Source organism: Arcobacter sp. CECT 8985 (assembly GCF_004116495.1).
In the GTDB taxonomy this organism is placed as follows: Bacteria; Campylobacterota; Campylobacteria; order Campylobacterales; family Arcobacteraceae; genus Malaciobacter.
This window is the reverse complement of record NZ_PDKC01000073.1, coordinates 1-1,333: the sequence shown is the minus strand read 5'-3', so window position 1 is coordinate 1,333 and position 1,333 is coordinate 1. Positions and strand designations below refer to the sequence as shown.

1 protein-coding gene is annotated in these 1,333 nt (G+C 34.5%); it reads right to left on the bottom strand.

What is annotated here, in order from left to right; genetic code table 11:
* A partial coding sequence (locus tag CRU93_RS14005) for a fumarate hydratase (RefSeq protein WP_129104797.1) occupies positions 1–1,333 on the bottom strand: 1,333 nt, incomplete at both ends.

Here is a 1,333-nt window from a genome sequence, read left to right as displayed (position 1 = left end):
TCCATTTAGCAGGTCCAGTAGTGTGAATAGAAGTACCTTCAGTATCAACAGCAACTGTAACAGGCATATCTTTTACCTCAAACTCATATATCGCTTCCATACCCATCTCTTCAAATGCTAATACTTTCGCATCTTTGATTGATTGTGATATTAAGTATGCTGCTCCTCCTGTTGCTATTAAATACATTGATTTATACTCTTTGATTAAATCTATTGTTGGTTGTTTTCTCTCTGCTTTACCAATCATCCCCATGATTCCTATTTCCATCATGTCTTTTGTGAATTTATCCATTCTTGTTGATGTTGTTGGTCCTGCTGGTCCTACTTTCTCATCTCTTACTGGGTCTACTGGTCCCACATAGTAAATAAATCTATCTTTTAAATCTACTCCATTTGGTAGTGGTTTACCTGCTTCTTTATACTCTACTATCTTTTTATGTGCTGCATCTCTTGCTGTTAAAATTTTCCCTGATAATAATAGTGTATCTCCTGATTTAAACTCTTGTAATTTCTCTTTTGTTAAATCTTCTATTTTTACTCTTTTTACACTATCCATTGGTATTTCTAAATCTGGCCATATATCTAAGTCTGGTTTCTCAAATTTTGCTGGTCCATTTCCATCTAATTCAAACTCTATATGTCTTGTTGCTGCACAGTTTGGTATCATTGCTACTGGTTTTGATGCTGCATGACATGGGTAATCTAGTATTTTTACATCTACTACTGTTGTTACTCCTCCTAATCCTTGTGCACCTAATCCTAATTTATTGATATCTTCATATAATCTTAATCTTAGCTCTTCTACTGCATTTTTTGGTCCTCTTGATTTTAGTTCATGTATATTTACATGATCCATCAAAGACTCTTTTGCTAGAAGCATTGCTTTTTCTGGATTTCCACCGATTCCTATTCCTAGAATCCCTGGAGGACACCATCCTGCTCCCATATGTTTTACATTTTCCATTACCCAGTCATAGATACTATCACTTGGATTTAGTACTGTGAATTTTGATTTATTCTCACTACCTCCTCCTTTTGCTGCTACTGTTATCTCTATTTTATCTGAGTTATCTACACTATAGTGTATTACTGCTGGTGTATTATTTCTTGTATTTTTTCGCTCTCCTGCTGGATCACTTACTACTGAGTATCTTAATGTATTATCTGGATCTGTATATCCTTTTGCTACTCCTTCGTTTAATACTTCTTCTAGTTCTTTACTTAATTCTAATTTTGCGTTTAATCCCACTTTGATAAATATATTTACTGATCCTGTATCTTGGCATAATGGTCTGTGCCCCATCGCACACATCTTTGAGTTTATTAGAATCTG